The organism is Arthrobacter sp. 2RAF22 (genome assembly GCF_052115325.1).
Classification (GTDB): Bacteria; Actinomycetota; Actinomycetes; order Actinomycetales; family Micrococcaceae; genus Arthrobacter.
In genome coordinates this window covers 48,925-64,039 of record NZ_JBFRGL010000013.1, presented here as the reverse complement: position 1 = coordinate 64,039, position 15,115 = coordinate 48,925, and the positions used below count along the sequence as shown (strand labels likewise).

The 15,115-nt window shown below is 65.3% G+C and carries 15 protein-coding genes and 1 riboswitch; of the genes, 10 read left to right on the top strand and 5 right to left on the bottom strand.

Features of this window, described 5'->3' with window-relative positions:
- Positions 1 to 10: 10 nt before the first annotated feature.
- The 6 genes from AB4068_RS11530 (at position 11) to AB4068_RS11505 (ending at position 6,236) form a co-directional block, all read left to right on the top strand.
- On the top strand, positions 11 to 1,471 hold the full coding sequence (locus AB4068_RS11530; protein ID WP_441433450.1) for a dihydrolipoyl dehydrogenase family protein: 1,461 nt from the start codon (positions 11 to 13) through the stop codon (positions 1,469 to 1,471).
- A gap of 56 nt (positions 1,472 to 1,527) precedes the next feature.
- The gene (locus AB4068_RS11525; protein ID WP_441433449.1) at positions 1,528 to 2,124 is read left to right on the top strand and encodes an alpha/beta fold hydrolase; all 597 of its coding nucleotides are present in this window, start codon (positions 1,528 to 1,530) and stop codon (positions 2,122 to 2,124) included.
- Positions 2,125 to 2,213: 89 nt separating this feature from the next.
- Positions 2,214 to 2,921: an ABC transporter ATP-binding protein gene (locus AB4068_RS11520; protein ID WP_441433448.1), complete on the top strand. Its 708-nt coding sequence runs from the start codon at positions 2,214 to 2,216 to the stop codon at positions 2,919 to 2,921.
- Positions 2,918 to 4,954, top strand: a complete 2,037-nt coding sequence (locus AB4068_RS11515; protein WP_441433447.1) for a YhgE/Pip family protein — start codon at positions 2,918 to 2,920, stop codon at positions 4,952 to 4,954. Before AB4068_RS11520 ends, AB4068_RS11515 begins: the two co-directional genes overlap by 4 nt.
- The gene (locus AB4068_RS11510) at positions 4,951 to 5,583 is read left to right on the top strand and encodes a TetR/AcrR family transcriptional regulator (protein ID WP_441433446.1); all 633 of its coding nucleotides are present in this window, start codon (positions 4,951 to 4,953) and stop codon (positions 5,581 to 5,583) included. Before AB4068_RS11515 ends, AB4068_RS11510 begins: the two co-directional genes overlap by 4 nt.
- A 62-nt stretch (positions 5,584 to 5,645) precedes the next feature.
- Positions 5,646 to 6,236: a hypothetical protein gene (locus tag AB4068_RS11505; protein WP_332602385.1), complete on the top strand. Its 591-nt coding sequence runs from the start codon at positions 5,646 to 5,648 to the stop codon at positions 6,234 to 6,236.
- Here the strand turns inward: AB4068_RS11505 and AB4068_RS11500 are convergent.
- Positions 6,209 to 7,150, bottom strand: a complete 942-nt coding sequence (locus tag AB4068_RS11500; protein WP_441433445.1) for an EamA family transporter — start codon at positions 7,148 to 7,150, stop codon at positions 6,209 to 6,211. The genes AB4068_RS11505 and AB4068_RS11500 overlap by 28 nt on opposite strands.
- Before the next feature lie 72 nt (positions 7,151 to 7,222).
- On the opposite strand from AB4068_RS11500, the gene AB4068_RS11495 reads away from it, so the two are divergent.
- A complete protein-coding gene (locus AB4068_RS11495) occupies positions 7,223 to 8,182 on the top strand; it encodes a LysR family transcriptional regulator (RefSeq protein WP_441433444.1) in 960 nt (319 codons plus the stop codon).
- A gap of 82 nt (positions 8,183 to 8,264) precedes the next feature.
- Here AB4068_RS11495 and AB4068_RS11490 read toward each other — a convergent pair whose 3' ends face one another.
- The 4 genes from AB4068_RS11490 to AB4068_RS11475 form a co-directional block, all read right to left on the bottom strand.
- The gene (locus tag AB4068_RS11490; RefSeq protein WP_059388618.1) at positions 8,265 to 8,795 is read right to left on the bottom strand and encodes a SixA phosphatase family protein; all 531 of its coding nucleotides are present in this window, start codon (positions 8,793 to 8,795) and stop codon (positions 8,265 to 8,267) included.
- Between the two features lie 211 nt (positions 8,796 to 9,006).
- Positions 9,007 to 9,876 (bottom strand): winged helix-turn-helix domain-containing protein, encoded by an 870-nt coding sequence (locus tag AB4068_RS11485; RefSeq protein ID WP_059388617.1) that lies wholly within the window; start codon positions 9,874 to 9,876, stop codon positions 9,007 to 9,009.
- Positions 9,877 to 10,623: 747 nt separating this feature from the next.
- Positions 10,624 to 10,980, bottom strand: coding sequence for a hypothetical protein (locus tag AB4068_RS11480; protein ID WP_441433443.1), 357 nt, complete (start codon positions 10,978 to 10,980; stop codon positions 10,624 to 10,626).
- Positions 10,968 to 11,450 (bottom strand): hypothetical protein, encoded by a 483-nt coding sequence (locus AB4068_RS11475; protein WP_441433442.1) that lies wholly within the window; start codon positions 11,448 to 11,450, stop codon positions 10,968 to 10,970. The genes AB4068_RS11480 and AB4068_RS11475 overlap by 13 nt, the downstream gene beginning before the upstream one ends.
- 215 nt (positions 11,451 to 11,665) lie before the next feature.
- On the opposite strand from AB4068_RS11475, the gene AB4068_RS11470 reads away from it, so the two are divergent.
- The 3 genes from AB4068_RS11470 (at position 11,666) to AB4068_RS11460 (ending at position 14,975) form a co-directional block, all read left to right on the top strand.
- Complete coding sequence (locus AB4068_RS11470) at positions 11,666 to 12,406, top strand: response regulator transcription factor (RefSeq protein WP_078106594.1); 741 nt, start codon at positions 11,666 to 11,668, stop codon at positions 12,404 to 12,406.
- Between the two features lie 12 nt (positions 12,407 to 12,418).
- Complete coding sequence (locus AB4068_RS11465) at positions 12,419 to 13,897, top strand: sensor histidine kinase (RefSeq protein ID WP_284988748.1); 1,479 nt, start codon at positions 12,419 to 12,421, stop codon at positions 13,895 to 13,897.
- A gap of 164 nt (positions 13,898 to 14,061) precedes the next feature.
- Positions 14,062 to 14,235: riboswitch (cyclic di-AMP (ydaO/yuaA leader) on the top strand.
- A 2-nt stretch (positions 14,236 to 14,237) separates the two neighbouring features.
- Positions 14,238 to 14,975, top strand: a complete 738-nt coding sequence (locus AB4068_RS11460; protein WP_441433441.1) for a hypothetical protein — start codon at positions 14,238 to 14,240, stop codon at positions 14,973 to 14,975.
- The last annotated feature ends 140 nt before the right edge of the window (positions 14,976 to 15,115 follow it).

Below are 15,115 nucleotides of genomic sequence, written 5' to 3'. Positions count from 1 at the left end.
GGCTTCTCCCATGGCTGAGGAGAATATCCGGGAATTCGATGTCATCGTGATCGGCGCCGGGACTGTGGGGGAAAACGTTGCAGACCGGGTGGTCCGGGGCGGCCTCACCTGCGCAATTGTGGAGGCTGAGCTCGTCGGCGGGGAGTGCTCCTACTGGGCCTGCATACCGTCCAAAGCGCTCCTTCGGCCGGGAACCGCCCTGCACACGGCACAATCAGTGCCCGGAGCGTCGGACGCCGTCACGAAGGTCCTGGATCCCGCACCGGTCCTGAAATACCGTGACTACTTCACCAACAAATGGCAGGACGACGGCGCGGTCCAGTGGCTCGTGGACACCGGCATCGAACTCATCCGGGGCCGGGCACGCATCACCGGCCCGCGTGAAGTCCAAGTGGATGGCAAGGACGGCACCAGCTACTCGCTCAAAGCCCATCACGCCGTGGTGGTGGCCTCCGGATCCACACCGCTCATCCCGAAAATCGACGGCTTGCGCAACGTCCCCTACTGGACAACCCGCGGGGCCACCTCCGTGCGGCAAATCCCTAAACGGTTCATCGTGCTGGGCGGAGGGGTCGCCAGCGTCGAACTTGCCCAGGCTTTCGCCCGCCTAGGCTCGTCGGTTTCGATCGTTGCCCGAGGCCGACTCTTGAGCGCGTTCCCCGAGGAAGCCGCCGATTTGGTCGCTGCGGGACTGCGGGCCGACGGCGTTGATCTGCACCTCGGGACCGACACCACGCGGGTCGAACACGAGCCGGACCATGCCTTCAGCGTCACTCTCGGCGACGGGACGGTCTTGAACTCCGACCAGTTGCTGGTGGCCACAGGTCGTCGGCCTTCCCTTGATAATTTGGGACTCGAAAACGTAGGGCTCGACGCCGAAGAAGGCAAGCCATTGCGCCTCACCACGGACTCGAGCGGCTTGGTTGAGGGCGCCGCCAGCGACGGCACGAGCGGGCTATGGCTTTACGCGGCCGGCGATGCCGCAGGATCGGTATTCCTCACCCATCAGGGCAAGTACGAGGCCAGGGCAACCGGCGACGCCATCGTGGCCCGTGCCAAAGGAACCCTCCACGGCACCCCGAAGGCATGGAGCGCCCTCGCGAAGACGGCCGACGAATATGCGATCCCCAGCGTGGTCTTCACGGATCCGGAAGTGGCATCCGTGGGCCCGGGCCTCAAGCAGGCGCTGCAAAAGGGCATTAACGCAAGCTCGGTTGAGCTCCCTATCAACGTGTCCGGATCCCAGCTGCATTCGGAAAATTACCAAGGCTGGGCACAACTGGTGGTGGACGAGGACCGGAAGGTGGTGCTGGGCGCGACGTTTGCCGGGCCCGGAGTGGCCGAGCTCTTGCACGGCGCCACCATCGCGATTGTGGGCGAAGTGCCGTTGGACCGGCTGTGGCATGCCGTGCCGTCGTTCCCCACCATCAGCGAGGTGTGGCTGCGCCTGTTGGAGAAGTACGGACTCTGACCCCCTGGCCGCCGCCGGTCGACGAACCGTTGTGGCGTCGGGAACGCGGGAGGAGAATGGCCGCATGGCCAAGCACCTCGACATTGACGGACACCCAACCTGGGTGGAAGACCTGGGCGGTCCCGGCGAACCGCCCTGCCCATCTGGTGGGGTGGAGTGACGGCGGTATCGTTGCCCTGCTTGTCGCACTTCGGCAGCCTGAACTCGTGCGAAAGCTCGTGGTCATTGGTACCAATTACCACTACAACGGCACGGTGCCCTTCGACTTGGATCCCCAATCGCCCATGGCGCAGGAACTGGGCAGGGCCTACATCGAGCGGTCTCCGGATGGGCCCGAACACCTGGATGTCGTCTTTGGCAAGAGTGTCGCGATGTTCACCACGGAGCCGACACTCATCACCACCGACATCGCGCAAATTAACCAGCCGGTGCTCGTCATCGTCGGCGACGACGACGTGGTCACCTTGCCCCACACTCTCTCGCTCTACGAAGGCTTGCCCGAAGGCCAACTTGCGGTCGTTCCGGGCGCATCGCATGGGCTTCCACTGGAACAGCCTGAAACAGTCGCCGGCCTAATAAGCAACTTTCTGGCCGCGGCGGAGCCGCCGCGCACGTTCATGCCAATTCGCCGTGCAAGGCAAACAGACAGCTAGGTTCCCAGGAGGCGAAGGGATCTATTTGAACTGACTGGTCAGTTCAGTTACGATTGGAGCAGATAACAAGTTCTGCGAAAGGTCCAATTGTGCTGTCTGCACAGCAACTCCAGATCGATGGCCGCCGGGACGATCTCCTCCCTCCCACTTCCCTCGAAGCCAGGCGCGGCGAGCTCCTCCTTGTCAGCGGCGACGGTCAGGACCAGCGCACGGCCTTGGCACTTGCTCTGAGCGGCCGGATGAAGACCAGCAAAGGCCTCCTGAGCTGGGACAACTCGGCGAAAACCAAGAAGCTCCGGGCTGCGAGCGCCCTGATTGACGCTCCGGGTGTCAACGAGCCGGAGCAGCATCTGAGCGTCCGCGACCTCGTCACCGAAGACCTCTCCCTCATCCCCCGCCGTTACCGCGGCGCGCTCCTCAGCAAGCCGTGGCTCAAGATCAACCGCTTCGAAGACATCGCCGGGCTGTGGATCGAGCAACTCCCTGCGGACCGCCGCCTTGAACTGCTGACCGCCCTGGCCCTCGCGGACCCTACCCTCGACCTTCTGGTGCTCGATTCCCCGGACCGGCACAGCGCCAACACTGCGGACTGGCTCCCCCGGCTTGAGCAATTGGCGTACGACGCCGGGCGGCCGCTCGCCGTCGTCGCCGTCGTCTCTGCCCTTCCGGACGGCTGGGACGGCCCGGCCGCCGTGATCGGCAACTCGGTCACGCACACGGCACCCGCCGAACCCGCGGAAGCCGCGCAAGAAGATCCCGAAGAAGTACCCGAAACCCTGCAAAGGACCGCAAAGTGACTGTTCTGCGGCTGGCCCGCTCCGAACTCAAGCGCATGACCGGCGGGCTCCTGCCCAAGCTGACCATCCTCGCCCTGACCATGGTGCCCCTCCTCTACGGAGCCGTGTACCTTTACGCGAACTGGGATCCTTACGGCAACCTCAACCAGATCGACGCCGCCTTGGTCGTCGAGGACGCGGGAGCCCAGCCGGCAAGCGGCCCGGAGCTGCAGGCTGGCCAGAAGGTTGCCGACAGCCTCGTGGAGAGCCACGTGTTCAACTGGCAGCGTGTGACCACCACGGCCGAAGCCGACGCCGGCGTTGAATCCGGCAAGTACGCCTTCGCCCTGAAGATCCCGAAGGATTTCTCGGCCAACCTGGTCTCGCCGGGCAGTTTCAATGCGGCCAACCAGGCGATGCTCAACGTCACCACCAATGACGCGAACAACTACCTCCTCAGCACCATCGTGGACAAACTCACCACTGCGGTGCACTCCACTGTGGCCAAGGAAGTAGGCGAGGAAACCGCCAACCAACTCCTCACAGGCTTCGGCACCATCCACGCTTCGATCGTCAAGGCGTCCGACGGCGCCTCCCAACTTGCCGACGGCGTCGGCAAGCTCAGCGACGGCGCGGCCGCCCTTCACGACGGCACCAGCAAGCTCAGCAGCGGTGCGTCCGAGCTCCTGGCGGGCCAAAACAAGCTGCGCGACGGCGCCAATCAGCTGAACGGCGGTGCCGGGCAGCTCAGCGCGGGCCTCACGGAGCTGAAGAACAAGACCGCGTCCCTCCCGGCAGACTCCCAGAAGCTTGCCGACGGTGCCGCCCAAGTAGCCGCCGGAAACGCGCAGCTGAACGCGAAGGTCCAGGACGTCGTCGGGCAGCTTTCGGCGTTCGACGCCGGGGCGCGGGACCGCGTGGTGGCCTCCAACGCGAGGCTCGTGTCCGCAGGGGTCATCACCCAGGACCAGGCGAACAAGATCCTGGCCGACTTCGACACGGCCGGCGCGTCCGCTCCGGTCACCGACGCCAAAGCCAAGATCTCGGCAGATGCCGCGCAGATCCAGCAGCTCTCCGACGGATCGGCCGCGGTCAGTGCCGGCGCCGCCAAGCTTGCGGGCGCTACCCCGGCGCTGACGGGCGCCATCGGCCAGGCCTCGGCAGGCGCGGACCAGCTCAGTTCCGGAGCCTCCACGCTCGCCGCTGGCGAACAGTCCGCCGTCAACGGCACGGCGGCCCTCGCGGACGGTGCCGCAAAGCTCGACGACGGCGCGGCGCAGCTTGCCACTGGTGCTGCAAGCGCCGCGGACGGATCCCGCACCTTGGCGAGCGAGTTGGCGAAGGGCGCAGGCAAGGTCCCGAACCCGAACGACGCCCAAAAGAGCGAGGTGTCCAAAGTGATCGCGGATCCTGTGGCGGTCAACAACGTATCGCAGGCCAAGGCAGGGTCCTACGGTGCGGGCCTGGCCCCGTTCTTCCTGACACTGTCCCTCTGGATCGGCGTGTTCATGCTGGTCCAGGCGATGCGTCCCATCACCCAGCGGGCCTTGGCCTCGAACGCCCCGTCGTGGAAAATCGCCGTCGGCGGTTGGCTCCCGTTCTTCGTGGTGTCCGTGCTGCAGGCAAGCATCCTCACCCTCGTGGTGGACCTGGGGCTGGGCCTCAATGCGGCGCACCCGGTGTGGATGTGGTTGTTCATGCTGGCTGCGGTCATGGCGTTCACGGCCCTGATCCAGGGCATCGTGGCTTTGCTGGGGACTCCTGGAAAGTTCGTGGTGCTGATCCTGCTGGTTCTGCAGTTGGTGTCTTCGGGCGGAACGTTCCCCTGGCAGACCACCCCCATGCCTCTGCACGTGGTGCACGAGATCATGCCGATGGGCTACGTAGTGACCGGCATGCGGCACCTGATCTACGGCGGCGACTTGACCATGATCTGGCCGATTGTCCTGGGGCTGCTTGGCTACACTGTGCTGGGGGCCGCGCTATCCACGCTGGCCGTCCGTAAGCACAAGTTCTGGACCCTCAAGACCCTGAAGCCGGAGATCGCGGTATGAGCATGCAAGAGCCCAATGTCTCGGGGCTCCCGGAGAAGAAGCTCCGCCCGGCCCGCACCAACGCGACCAAGCAGCGCCTCTTCGACGCTTCGATGGAGCTGATCGGCGAGCGCGGCGCAGCGGGCGTGACGGTGGACGAGATCGCGGCCGCAGCCGGAGTGTCCAAAGGAACGGTCTATTACAATTTCGGCAGCAAGTCCGATCTGATCGCCCAGTTGCTGCGCCACGGCGTCGACATCATGCTCGGCCGGCTCCAGACGATTGAAGGCCTGCACGCCGATCCGCTCGAGGCGATGGAGGCCATGCTCGGGCAAGCCATGGACTTCATGGACGACTACCCGTCCTTCGCTCGGCTCTGGATCAGCGAGAACTGGCGGACGCCCAGCGAATGGGGCAAGCTCTTCGTCGAGCTCCGCAGCGAGCTGTTGGCCGTGATCGGCGCGGCGATCGAAAAGGTCGCCACCACGTACGCGGTGGATACGGGGATTGCCCGGGGCAGCCTCGAGGCGGCGATGTTCGGAGCGATCTTCGTGGTGGGCCTTGACCGGCAGACGTACAACCCCGAGCGCACCCGCGAGCAGAGCATAGCGGCCCTCATGACCATCATGCGGGGCTACGTACTGCGGTAACGGTATGGCAACTGCCGCGTCTTGGGGCGCGGCGCTGCCGCGGGTCAGGGATGATTAATCCCATGCGTCACATGGGGAACAGCGGAAAGCTTGCGATCATCTCGGCTGTGGTGTCTGCTGGTTTGCTGGTGCTCCTGGCCATCACCCTTGACGAAACCGTGATGTACATCTTCCTGGGGGCCCTGGCGATCGGCTACCTGGCGTGCGTCGCCGAGGTTTTCACCCGTCGCAGGTACTTCATGCTGGTTCTCGGGGCCATCTCGACGATCCTGTTCATCGCGTTCGGAATCGCGTTCCTGCGCATGTGGGGCCTCGCCTTCAACCAGGACGAGAACGCCCTGGGCAGCGCGGTGAGCACCAAGGACTCGGACATCTATTTCTACCTCGCCGCGCTTGCCGGCTGCAGCTCCCTGCTGATCTTGTTCGTGGGGGCGGTATGGCCATCGCGCCGTGCGAAGGCAGTGGCCCGTCCGGCTGCCCGGCGGCCCGCGCCCCGGCCTGCTTCGCGGCCTTCCCCGGCACCCGGCAGGACCGCCCAGCGACCGGCGGCCCGTCCGGCGTCGGGAACTGTGAAGCGCCCTGCACCACGCACCCCCGCCAAGCGCCCGACGTCGGGATCCGCCCCTCAGCGCAAACCGGCCCCCAAGCGCTGACGTACTTCGGCCGCCGCCAGGTCCCCAGGCTTCGCGCGCCGTTGCAGCACGGCAGTCGCGACGCCGCCCAGCAGGAGGAGCCCGCCGGCCAGTTCCGCCGTCGTCGGGACCTCTGAGATGAGCAGCCACGCGGCGGTCATTCCCACCACCGGGACCAACAACGTGAAAGGCACCACGGCCGAGCTCGGGTACAGGCTGAGCAGCCGGTTCCAGATGCCGTAGCCCACCAGCGACGCGAAAATGGCGGTATACAAGGCGCTCAGGATGGTGGCCGGCTGAAGGTTGGTGAGGGTCCCGACGACGGCTGCCGGGCCGTCGACGATGAGCGACAGGGCCGCGAGGGGCAAGGGGACCACGGCCCCGGACCAGACCACCAGCCCCAGTCCCGAGGCCGCCTTGGCTTTGCGGGCGATGATGTTGCCCGCGGCCCAGGACAAGGCGGCGGCGAGAACGATCATGAGCGGCACCACGGGGGCCACCAAGCTTCGACCCACCGCCACCAGCGCTAGCCCGGCGACACCCAGCACAACCCCTGTCAGTTGCCGCTTGCTCGGCCGCTCCCCCAGGAAGCGGGCCGCCAACAGCACCGTCAGGAGCACTTGGGTCTGCAGGACAAGCGAGGCAAGTCCTGCAGGCATGCCGAGCGCCATGCCCAGGTAGAGGAGGCCAAACTGCCCGGCGCTCATGAAGAGCCCGACGCCGATGATCGCCTTCCAGCTGACGTCCGGTTTGCGGACGAAGAAGATGCAGGGGAACACCACCAGCACAAAACGGATGGCCACGAACAGTAGAGGCGGCACGTCGGCCGCGCCACCGCTCCCGTTACCGGGGTGCAATCCAAAGTCGATCGCGACGAAATTCAGGCCCCAAAGGACGGCGACAAGAACGGCGAGTGCTGAGTGGCGGATATTCACGATTCAACTCTGACAGCCAAGCCAATGAAGCACCAGCGTTGAATTCTGCATCGGATCATGTACGTTTGCTTCATGATTGAGATTGCGGCGCTACGGGCCCTCGTAGCAGTGGAACAGCAAGGCTCGGTGGTGGCTGCCTCGGAGGCTATGGGCTTCAGCCCCTCGGCGGTTTCCCAGCAGATCAAGAAGCTCGAGAAGCAAAGTGGAGTGACGGTCCTGGAACGCCACGGCCGCGGCGTACTGCTGACCGACCGCGGCATGGCGTTGGCAGAGTACGGACGCCGGATCCTGGGCGAGTTGGAGGAACTGCAGGCCACGCTGCTCGCCGACCCAACGAAGCCGAGCGGCGTGCTGCGGCTCGTGGCATTCTCCACCGCTTGCCGGGGTCTTGTGGGGCCGATGCTGGCGAAACTCGGCACGGCCCAAGCCGTTGCCGCCGGATCTTCGGCCGCGGCGGGCTCCGGGCTTGGCGCATCCGGGCTTGAGGTCCGTGTGGTGGCCGAAGACCCGCGCGAGGCCGTCCAGAGGGTCGCCACCGGGGAAGCCGATCTCGGCGTCGTCCACAATTGGCACTCCGTACCCTTGGTCATTCCGGAGAACATGGTCCACGAGGACCTCTGCCTGGACACCGCCGACGTCCTGCTGAACTCAGCCCACCCGCTGGCTGGCCGGACCGCCGTCGAACCTTCCGACCTGGTGGATGAAAGCTGGATCAGCACGCCAGCTGGGGCCATCTGCAATGAGGCGTTGCTGGCGATCCTGGCAGGCCTGGGGCGCGTGCCGGACATCCGCATCTACGACCCCGACTTTTCCACCCATATCGCTATGGTCCAGCAGGGCGTGGCGGTGGCGCTCGTGCCACGGCTCGGTAGGCCCGAGCTCCCCGCTGGAGTGGTGGCGGTGCCCGTGGTCAATCCGATGCAGCAACGCCAAGTGGGAATCGTGTACCGGAAGACTATGATGGCAAGCCCCAGCATCCGCCACGTGGTGTGCTTGCTGCAGGATGTGGCGGCCGGCCTCGAGGTGGGCTAGCTGGGACCATCCGCGCGAGCGGGCGGCAGATGCCCTCTGGCCGCGCAAAAAAGGGCATTAGCTGCCAGTTCGCGCGAGGGAGCTACTTCTTTGGGCGCGGAACTGCGAAGTGGGTCAGCCGGGCATCCTGCCCATCGAGTTCAGCCCACGGCTTTTCAAGTTCCATGACTGTCATGGCGCTCGTGGGGTAGCGCGTTGCGGCGTCCATGTAGGCGTCATGGTCCGAGTCGCGGGAAGCCAAGTGCATCGCGAGGTCCTGCACGCCGGGCATGTGCGAAAAGATCATGAGAGTGGTGACGGTTTCCGGCACATGGTTGATGACGGTCAACATGCGTTGCGCGGAGGCGGCGTACAGGCCGTCCTCGAGTTTCGGCGTCGGGGCCTTGTCCCCCAGCTCGCTGCACACCCACGTGCAGGTCTGCCGGGTCCGGAGCGCGGACGAACACAGGATGAAATCCGGAATCACGTGGTGCTTAAGGAGCCATTTCCCGGCAAGAGGGGCTTCCTTGTGGCCGCGTTCGGCAAGGGGTCGCTCATGATCCGGCACACCAAGGGGCCAGTCCGACTTCGCATGCCGCATGATCACCAGCCGCTTGATGTGATGCTCGCTCATCCCCCCACCCTATCGCCGCGGAGGCACATGCTCACTGGTCCTGAGCGCAGGAATGCGGCCGCCTGGTTCGCGCGGGCGCTGTCGCGTGAGCGGGACATCCCGAAAGCGCCGTTGTTGCGTGAGGGACGAGCGCAGGCGCCGAGGGATCGTCCCGCGGAAGCGAAAGCGCCCGCCCCCAAAGAACGGAGCGGGCGCTTTGAGCGCGTGGGGACTAGATCGAGTATTCCGGAGCGGCCCAGACGATAACCTCGGGGTGCTCGTAGAAACGGTAGCCCTGGCCGCGCACGGTGCGGACCGTGTTTGCCAGGCGGCCGAGCTTGGAGCGTAGGCGCCGGATGTGGACGTCGATGGTGCGCTCGTTGGGGACCTCTTCGGCGTTGCGCCACAGGCCCTCGAGGAGTTCGTCGCGGCCCACGGTGCGGGTGCCGTTCTCGACGAGGTAGTTGAGGAGCTCGAATTCCTTGAACGTGAGGTTCAGGGAATCGCCGTCGAGGTGCACCTCACGACGGGCGAGGTCGATCAAGACGCCGGACGGGCGGGCTTCCTGTGCAGGCTGCGGGCGGAGCGCCTCGGAGCGCTGGCGGTTGCCAACGGTGGGGTCACCGAAAGTCGAACGGACGACGTCGAGCGCGGAACCGGGCGCGCTGGCCGGGGCTACTGCGACGGCGGCATAGCTCTCGGCGCCGGAAACGAGGGACTGGGCGTAGGCCCGGATTTCCTGGGCCAACTTGGCAATGGACGTTCCGGCGGCCGCGGCCGTGTCCTCGTCAATGCCCATGTAGAGCACGAAACCGCGGGCCACATTGTCATTAGCAACGGGACGGATAGAGCGGTCCGCTGGAGCCAAGACCGGCGTGGGCGCAGTCATCGGCGAGGCCTCGTTGGCGGGAACAGCGCGGAGCTGGCCGTAGGAGTTGGGGTTATAGCCCTGGGGGACGTAGCCGGGTGCCTGGCTGCCACCCTGTGGTGCGGGCTGGGCGTAGGCCGGGCGGTTGCCGAAGCCGGGACGCAGGCCGGCGTTCGACGCGGCCTTATTGGCGTTACGGACGGAGATGTGGACGTATCCGGATGCAACTGACATGGAGTGCTTACCTCAAAGTGAATAGCCGTCATCGCGGCTTCGAATGCTGGTCTGGTCCCCGCAATGAGATGGGGAGGGGCGCCCGACGCTGGGCAGGGGGCGAATGCCTGAAACTTGTTGGGGTCTTAAGTTAGGCATGCATTCGACAACAGCTCATCGAAGTACCAGCGGGTGCGCTGGGCTCGATCGCTGCGGCTGCAGATGCTGTTGAGTTCTTGTTCACATTTGAAGTGTGCAACGTAACAAAGGGAACTTGCAAGTAACAAAGGGCCGGACCGTCCACATTTTGAGACGAATCGGACTATTGTGCCGCACATCACAATTCACACATGTCCAAATGTGACCCATTCTCGTTCGTCACACTGGCTATTCTTGGCGCAATATTCGAATAAAATTTGATGGATTTGCCGTTTTCTGAATCTCAAGCCACGTCACGCGCTTGCCTTTGAATCTCGAGATATGAAACAACCCTTGTCCAATCCTGGATCGGCATCTCGTGAAAATTCTTTGGCAAATCGTCTGCTAGGACCCCCGCAATGGCCCTAGCCTCACGCCGCGCTCGCACTGGATGTCGTTTTGAAGGCCCGTAACGACATCAGCTCCGTGGGCCCACGCCGCTAGGGTTCCCTGGCCGTGGGGCCACGCCGGCGAGGGTCCCTGCCTGAGCTTGCGAAGGCCGGGACCCGGTGGGGACTTGCGAGGCGAGGGTGGCGGTGGGGACTTGCGAGGCGAGGGTGGCGGTGGGGACTAGTTGGTGGTGCCGGTTCCTTGGGTACTTGATGTGGTGGCAGTAACGATCTGGATGGACTGGGCCGTGTACTTGTCCGATTCCTTGAGCGCAGTGACCCTCACGCTTGATCCGGATTTCACATCGGCGAGGGTCAGGGTGGTGCCGCCGCTTCCGCTTCCACGTTGCCGCAGGCCTTCAGCTACCACGACGTCCGTTCCCAGCGCATAGGTTTTCGTGAACCCGTCCTCGCTCTTGACGGTCATGGAGCTCGCCGAGATGTCAGTGACCGTACCCAACTGGCCCGCCATGGTGACATAGCTGCCGTTCTGGAGGACCACATATTCCGAGTGGACCGCGGCGTTCAGGCCGCCCATGCCGACGCCGAGCCCGCCAGGGCCTGCGTTCGTGCCGCCCGGGCCACCGAATCCGCCCTGGCCGTTCTCCCGGTCCCAGGTCCCTGCGCGTTGGTGGTATCCGCAGCCGTGGTCCCGTTGCCGGCGGCATATGCACCGGCTCCTGCCGCTGCCGCGACCACCACCGCGACGCCGCCAACAATGAGCCCCTTCTTCAGGCTCCAGTTCTTGAAAAACGAAGGTCGGGGCTGTCCGGCGTTGTATTGCTGCGGAGCACCCCACCCAGCGGCCGGCTGCTGGTTCGCCGGCGGCTGCGGAGCACCCCACCCGGCGGCAGGCGGCTGATTCGCCGGCGGCTGCGGAGCACCCCACCCTGCGGCCGGCTGCCCGGCACCAGCCTGCGCAGAATCATCAAGGGGGCGGATCACCGGCTGCGGGTGTCCGTTCTCCGGCTCGGAACCAGGTACGGAGGGGTTGTTTTGCTGATCCATGGTGTTCTCCATCGAAATCGAGACTGTTTGGTCGTGATTGTTCTTGTCCCAAACAGCGTCAGCCGCTTTGCTGTGCGTTGGCTGTGTCGAACTGAAGGCTTCCCTGTGACCTGCAGAACCGCCACAACCTCCGGACAGGTGGCTAGGCTGGGACTCACAGGGTGCTCACAGCAACGGCAAAGCACTGGCAAACCGGCAGATTGGAGAGTTGTCCCATGGCATCCTCGCACTCCATGACCAACAACCTTCCGCAACTCAGCCACCCGGACGGTTCCCCCATCCGTGCCCTTGTGGTTGACGACGAACCCAGCCTCGCCGAGCTCATGAGCATGGGCCTCCGCATGGCGGGCTGGTCGGTGGCGGTGGCGGGCGACGGTCCCGCCGCGGTAAAGCTCGCCAAGGACTTCCGACCGGACGTCCTGGTGCTGGATGTGATGCTTCCAGGGTTCGACGGCGTCGAGCTGCTCGGCAGGATCCGCGCCTTTGCGCCGGAGGTGCCTGCGCTCTTCCTCACCGCCAAGGACGACGTACAGGACCGCATCGTCGGGTTGGCCGCCGGCGGCGACGATTATGTCACCAAGCCCTTCAGCATGGAGGAAGTCCTGTTGCGCCTGCACCGTTTGGTCCAACGCTCGGGGGTGGCCGCGATGGACACCGCCGAGCTGGTGGTGGGCGACTTGACCCTGAACGTCGACACGCGTGAAGTTACCCGCGGCGGCGAGGACATCCCGCTCACGGCGACCCAGTTCGAGCTCCTGCGCTACCTCATGGAGAACCCCAAGCGCGTGGTCAGCAAGGCCCAGATCCTGGACCGCGTGTGGGACTACGATTTCGGCGGCCAAGCCAACATCGTGGAGCTTTACATCTCATACCTGCGCAAGAAGATCGAGGCCAACCACCCGCCCATGATCCACACGGTGCGCGGAGCAGGCTACGTCATCAAGCCTGCCGAATAGCCGGGGCGCCGAATGTCCGCACTCTCGGGTATCCCCCGCCAGACCGACCATAGCTGGTTCAATCCTTCAACCTGGCACTTGCGCACGCGCTTGATCCTTCTCTCCATGGCACTCCTTGTGGCCATCTGCGGTGCAGTCGGGGTGGTCAGCTATGCCTCCATGGATGTGTTCCTCACGAAGCAGCTCGATCAGCAATTGATGCAGGCCTCCCATGGCCGCCCGCCGCAAGGCAACCCTGGCGGCCGTCCGGACCCGCTGGACCCCCGCGGCCAGAGCATCGGCACGCTCAATGCACGCATCCTTGCAGGCCAGGTGAGCAGCGATGCCGGCTTCTTGTCCTCCGATGCCACACGTGCGCCGTTGTCGCCCAGCGACGCCCGAATCCTGTCGGCGCTCCCGTCCGATGGCCGCCCGGTTGATCGCACGCTGTCCACTGGCGGCTACCGGCTGGTGGCCACCGAAACTCCTTACGGCGATGTTGTCATCACAGGTCTCCCGCTCGCCTCGAAAGAGGACACCGAGGCCTCCCTCGTCTGGACCATGGTGCTGGTCTCCTTGGGCGGACTGGTCCTGATCGGGCTGGCCGGAACCGTGCTGATCCGCCGCACCATGCGGCCGTTGGAGCAACTCTCCGACGTCGCCACCAAGGTGTCGAAACTTCCACTCGACGCCGGCGAGGTGGCCCTCGCGGTGCGTGTTCCGGCGTCGGCGGCCCATCCGAGCACCGAAGTGGGAAGCGTCGGCCATGCTTTGAACCTGATGCTGGACAACGTCTCGAGCGCCCTCGAGGCCCGCCAGCAAAGCGAAACCAAGGTGCGCCAATTCGTCGCGGATGCGTCGCACGAACTACGCACTCCGCTGACCGCCATCCGCGGCTACACCGAACTCTTGCGCATGACCGAGACGTTCACCGAAGACGGGCGCAAGTCGCTGGGCCGGGTGCAGAGCCAGTCCGAACGCATGACCACCCTCGTGGAGGACCTCCTTCTCTTGGCCCGGTTGGACGAAGGGAAGGCCCCGGAATTCACCGATGTGGACCTCACGCAGTTGGTGATCGAGACCGTCAGCGACGAGAAAGTCATGGCTCCCGAGCACATCTGGCAACTCAAGCTCCCGGATGAGCCCCTCACGGTCCGCGGCGACACCACCCAACTCCACCAGGTTTTGGCGAATCTGCTCTCCAACGCCCGCAAGCACACCGAGGCGGGAACCACCGTGGTCACGGGCGTGATGCGCTCCGCCGATGGCAGCGCCGTGGTGACCGTGACCGACAACGGCCCGGGCATCCCGCCTGAATTCCAGGGCAGGATCTTCTCCCGCTTTGCCCGTGCCGACGCCGCCCGGTCCGGCTCCGAGGGCACCTCCGGCCTCGGCTTGTCCATTGTGGAATCCATCGTTCAGGCGCACGGCGGCACGGTCGAAGTGGCGTCGCGGCCTGGCCGGACGGAGTTCGCGGTGCGGCTCCCGGCGCTCAGGACTGCCCCGGCCTGACGGGCGAACCAGAAGAGTACGACGCCGGTGCCCGGCGCGCGCAAGTCGACGCACCGGCGTCGTGATCTCCGTTACCTAAATGTGACTTAAGCTGGATCCTCCTGTACCGTCGAATAGGTGCGCTGGATCATTCCGGCCACCGCCGGGTAGGCGCCGAGCTCTGCCACTCCCCGGTGCCCAACAGTCCAGGCAGAGACGGGGGACCCAGGTCTCCGGGCAAGCGCTCATGTTGAGCCAGCCCTAGGGGTGAAGCCGTGCCGCCACGTTCCGCTGTGGCCACGGCCGGATGACCTCATCCGAATCCGACAGCTAACTCCGCAGGCGTCGAGAGGCAATCACCATGTCTGATTCCAAGGATCAGTCGCGCCCTGTTGCGCGCCACCGCGGCGAACCTGCCCGGAGAAACAAGTCACGTTCCACGCTGAGGCGAGCCGCCTCGAACCTCGGCACCGGCCAGCGCATGGCAGTTGTTGCCGGCGTCGTTGCCGTGTTCCTCGGCGCAGGCGCTGCCACCCAGGCCGCCGGACAAGCCATCAACGCCCAGGACATGAGCCGCACGTCCGAATCCCGCACGGTGGATCACTCAGCCACGCCTTCGGCCACCGCCACGCCGTCGGCGAGCGCAAGCGCGAGCCCCAAGCCGAGCGCTGCGTCGACGCCAAGCCAGGCAGCCGCGCCCGCTCCGGCCGCCGTCGCGCCCCAGGCTGCCGCACCGGCCGCACCCGCTGCACCCCCTGCTCCAGCGGCACCGGCTGCACCCGTCGCCGTCGATGATCCCTCCGGCGCCCAGGCCTACGCCGCAAGCATCCTTCCCTCCTACGGTTGGGGCCAGGGCGAAATGTCGGCCCTGATCACCTTGTGGAACAAGGAATCGGATTGGCGCACCACTGCCACCAACGCCTCCAGTGGCGCTTACGGCATTGGGCAGTCGCTGCCGGCCGAAAAGATGGCGTCCGAAGGCGCCGACTGGCAGACCAACTACCAGACGCAAATCCGCTGGGGCCTGAACTACATCAAGGAACGCTACGGATCGCCGTCCGCGGCATGGTCCTTCCACTTGGCCCACAACTGGTACTAAGCCAAGAGCCACCCACAAAGTACGTCGAGGTCCGTCCCTTCCGGGGCGGGCCTCTCCGTTCTTGGCCAGGCAAGTGATGCGCCACGCTGGTCACACATCCACAGCCACGTCACAGGTTCCGCCTAAAGCCTTCATATTCG

What these genes read in the sequence shown, in the direction of transcription:
- AB4068_RS11470 (WP_078106594.1), top strand. Translation starts at nt 11,666, where the DNA reads ATGGCATCCTCGCACTCCATGACCAACAACCTTCCGCAACTCAGCCAC.
- AB4068_RS11485 (WP_059388617.1), bottom strand. Translation starts at nt 9,876, where the DNA reads ATGTCAGTTGCATCCGGATACGTCCACATCTCCGTCCGTAACGCCAAT.
- AB4068_RS11495 (WP_441433444.1), top strand. Translation starts at nt 7,223, where the DNA reads ATGATTGAGATTGCGGCGCTACGGGCCCTCGTAGCAGTGGAACAGCAA.
- AB4068_RS11480 (WP_441433443.1), bottom strand. Translation starts at nt 10,980, where the DNA reads ATGGGCGGCCTGAACGCCGCGGTCCACTCGGAATATGTGGTCCTCCAG.
- AB4068_RS11460 (WP_441433441.1), top strand. Translation starts at nt 14,238, where the DNA reads ATGTCTGATTCCAAGGATCAGTCGCGCCCTGTTGCGCGCCACCGCGGC.
- AB4068_RS11525 (WP_441433449.1), top strand. Translation starts at nt 1,528, where the DNA reads ATGGCCGCATGGCCAAGCACCTCGACATTGACGGACACCCAACCTGGG.
- AB4068_RS11475 (WP_441433442.1), bottom strand. Translation starts at nt 11,450, where the DNA reads ATGGATCAGCAAAACAACCCCTCCGTACCTGGTTCCGAGCCGGAGAAC.
- AB4068_RS11505 (WP_332602385.1), top strand. Translation starts at nt 5,646, where the DNA reads ATGCGTCACATGGGGAACAGCGGAAAGCTTGCGATCATCTCGGCTGTG.
- AB4068_RS11510 (WP_441433446.1), top strand. Translation starts at nt 4,951, where the DNA reads ATGAGCATGCAAGAGCCCAATGTCTCGGGGCTCCCGGAGAAGAAGCTC.
- AB4068_RS11530 (WP_441433450.1), top strand. Translation starts at nt 11, where the DNA reads ATGGCTGAGGAGAATATCCGGGAATTCGATGTCATCGTGATCGGCGCC.
- AB4068_RS11465 (WP_284988748.1), top strand. Translation starts at nt 12,419, where the DNA reads ATGTCCGCACTCTCGGGTATCCCCCGCCAGACCGACCATAGCTGGTTC.
- AB4068_RS11490 (WP_059388618.1), bottom strand. Translation starts at nt 8,795, where the DNA reads ATGAGCGAGCATCACATCAAGCGGCTGGTGATCATGCGGCATGCGAAG.